This is a genomic window from Baia soyae (genome assembly GCF_004341445.1).
Classification (GTDB): Bacteria; Bacillota; Bacilli; order Thermoactinomycetales; family Thermoactinomycetaceae; genus Baia; species Baia soyae.
In genome coordinates this window covers 1-3,664 of sequence record NZ_SLXV01000075.1, presented here as the reverse complement: position 1 = coordinate 3,664, position 3,664 = coordinate 1, and the positions used below count along the sequence as shown (strand labels likewise).

Genomic DNA, 3,664 nt, shown 5'->3' with positions numbered 1-3,664 from the left:
GGAAGAGTAGGACGTCGCCAGGCATACATAATAAAGAAAGCACTCAGCTTATAGTTGGGTGCTTTCTTTATTATGTAAAGAACGATATACATAGGTTTTTATACAAGCGTATTTCATGGTATTGAATAAAGTAATGAGAATGAAAATAGTTTGTTGTTTCTGTGTAGCTTAGTATAGATTTTCAATCTAATAAGGGGGATGGAGATGTCTATACGCGTAAGAAGAACTGGATCTTATCGGCTTTCAAACCTTAAACAATCAATTTCCATTAAAGCTCTTCGAATCTATATTAAACACATAGAACAACAAAACAGACTATTTGATAAAAATGGAGACCATGCTAATCGAAATCATTTTATGAAGAAAGTAATAGGCCAAAAGAATCAGGGTGTTGCTGCCTATAAGATTTCCATTTCTTTCCGTAAACATGAGATAAAAGAATATAAATTCCATGTCAAAAAGATTGTTCGAGAGATGATGGATAAGTACGAACAAAAAAATAAGACTCAACTAGATTGGATCGGGGCTTTCAGTGAGGGCAAACATCTTTGCTGTAACATTGTAATACGAGGAAGAAATCAATCAGATAAGCCTGTTTCTATAAAAAAGAAGAATATAGAACAGATGGAATATGATGCTAAACAAGCGAAAGAGAGTCTCTATCAAAACAAACGAATCTTGTTTGTAAATACTGGCATAGTGTTTCCGTATTTGCCGATAGAACAATCCATTACTAAGACTTTGGATATAATTACTCCTCATAGCCTTGCTATCAATCAAGGTGATGATGTATTACAAGTTGTTCATGAGTTTAAGCCAGATTTGGTCATCGTATTACTCGGCCATAACGGGTATCTTGCCCAGAAAATTTCTTTGATTCGTAATTTAGGGATTAAAACAGCTTTATGGGCTACCGATGATCCGTACTTTATAGATGTCTCAAAAGAAGTTGCAGCCTATTACGATTATGTATTTACCATAGATACAGGTTGTATTGGGTTTTATCGAAATATAGGATGTCAAAATGTTTTTCATCTTCCGTTGGCCACGGATCCTGAGGTTTTCCGACCCATGGATGTAACCTCTTCTTATCGTTCTGATATCTGTTTTGTAGGATCTTTATATGGAGCACGCCGCACTGCTTTTTTTAATTCCATTTCGTCCTATCTTCTTACCAAGAATGTACTCTTAGTAGGATTATATTGGGATCAAATTCAAAATTACTCTTTATTGCAGGATAAGATCCGACTTGGATGGACACCAGGTGAAGAAGCCGCTCGCTATTATAATGGAGCCAAAATTGTAATCAATCTCCATCGGGAGCATAATGAAAACTTAAACCATTTTCAAGTACCTGCTTTGTCGATCAACAATCGTACATTTGAAATCGCTAGTTGTGGATCTTTTCAATTAACAGATATTAGACCTGATTTAAATGAATTTTATAAACCTGGATTAGAGATAGAAACATTTAAACATCCGGATGATTTTATCAATAAGATAGAGTACTATCTAAAAAATGAGCAAGAGATGAATAAAATTAAGATAAATACACTAAGGAGAACATTGAGAGAAAATACCTATGAAAAGAGGCTAAGGCAGTTATTGGATATATGTTTTTCATGACTCTCTTTATCCGAAGTATCCTAGCGGATGAAGTAGGGTCTTTTTTATAAAAGAATGATTACATAATCGTGAACATAGAATTAGAATGTTTCTAAATAAAATGTGAACGAGGGAGAGGTATGAGTGTTGATTTAACTTTTATTCATTGGCTATATCTACTTATGGTGATTGTAATTGTAGTAAGTATGGTATATCGAAAGGATACAGCCATCATTTGTACAATTGGTATATTTGTTTTGGGTTTAGTCGCCACAGGTGATTTACTACTTGCAACTAGTTCAATCTTCAACTCGTTTCTTTACACGTTTAATCAATTATTAAGCTTGATTTTAGTTATATCGGTGATAGTAGGTATGACTCACGTTCTAAATATCTCAGGTGTAAATAAAATCCTCGTTGCACCATTTTCAAGATTAATTCGAAATTACTCTACAGGTTATTGGATTATCGGTATTACCATTATGGTTTTTTCTTGGTTCTTTTGGCCCTCACCCGCAGTTGCCTTGATAGGAGCATTCTTATTACCAGCTGCCATTCGGGCGGGGTTACCACCTATTGCGGTGGCAATCTCTATGAACCTTTTTGGACACGGAATCGCACTTTCAGGGGACTATTTGATTCAAGGAACACCCAAGCTAACTTCTGAGGCAGCCAATATCCCGATTGCGGATGTGATGCTGGCTAGTGTTCCGTTAGTAATTGTTATGGGTCTGGTAACCACTATAGTATCCTTCTATTTGATTAGAAGAGATATGAAGAATGGGAATATGACATTTACAACAGGTATATCTGATCGTTTATATGTAGATGATCTCCTTCAAAATGAGGGGTCTGGGAAACAGTTATCGAAAGTGATCGGAATAGGATGGTCTATTTGTATCGTGCTCTTATTTTCATTAAATGTATTTGCTTTAATTTATGCAGACCTACAAGGTGATGAGGCAACTGCACTTATTTTAGGAACCTCTATTTTTATTCTCATTATCACAAACCTACTTTTTGATCATAAGAAGGCTTTTACGCAAACAACCGAATACTTGGTAAGTGGGTTCCAGTTTGCGTTTAAAGTATTTACTCCAGTTATCCCAATTGCATCTTTTTTTTATCTGGGAGGATCCTTATTCTTAGATGTGTTTGGAGAAACTCTACCACAAGGATCTCAAGGAATTATTAATGACTTTGGAGTAGCCCTCTCACAATCGGCTATAGTAATTCCAGAAATAGGAGCAATTCTGATAACAGGAATTGGAATCGTCTCTGGTTTGGATGGGTCTGGTTATTCAGGGATTGCTTTGATTGGTCAACTCTCACACATATTTGTTGGGAGTATCGAGTGGGGAGTTGCGACTCTGAGCTCACTTGGACAAATTGTGGCTATATGGATTGGTGGAGGGACGATTGTGCCCTGGGCCATATTACCGGCGGCGGCCATCTGTGGAGTGGATCCGATCGAAGTAGCTAGAAGAAATCTAGTTCCAGTTATGATCGGATTAGTGGTAACTACGTTAGTAGCAATGTTGTTAATAAGATTTCCGATCTTTTCTTAGAGTAACAATGGAGCTTAGGTAAATGAGAGGTACCTAAGCTCCATTATGCAAAATAAAAAGAACTAAGATGAAATATGAAAAAAGATGTTGACGTTTGTATTTTGGACATGTTATATTAATCAACGTTGACATTGCTGATACCCAAAAAACACGCAAGATAAACAAACAAGTATAACATGATTAAAATTACTTGTTGACAAAGTGAATCAGTAATGATAAAATAATATAAGTTTTGTAAATATAGAAATGTGTTCCTTGAAAACTAAAGAGTGAATGAACCAAGACCTGTTAAATTACTTTAAATTGAGCTAATTAAACTCGGAAGTTCGAACGGCTATGCCGTCGAACTAAAGGAATGCTAAGCACGCAGATAACGCGTACTAAACATTCCTTTTAAATGGAGAGTTTGATCCTGGCTCAGGACGAACGCTGGCGGCGTGCCTAATACATGCAAGTCGAGCGAGGAGCTTTTAGCTCCTAGCGGCGAACGG

Annotated in this window: 2 protein-coding genes and 1 rRNA gene; all 3 read left to right on the top strand. The window is 36.4% G+C overall.

What is annotated here, in order from left to right:
* The first annotated feature begins 204 nt into the window (after positions 1–204).
* Complete coding sequence (locus tag EDD57_RS14105; protein WP_165873852.1) at positions 205–1,626, top strand: CgeB family protein; 1,422 nt, start codon at positions 205–207, stop codon at positions 1,624–1,626.
* Between the two features lie 119 nt (positions 1,627–1,745).
* Entirely contained in the window at positions 1,746–3,173 is a 1,428-nt protein-coding gene (locus EDD57_RS14100) for a hypothetical protein (RefSeq protein ID WP_131850052.1), read from the top strand.
* 394 nt (positions 3,174–3,567) lie between these two features.
* Positions 3,568–3,664: ribosomal RNA gene (locus EDD57_RS14095) — 16S ribosomal RNA — on the top strand; the annotation flags it as partial.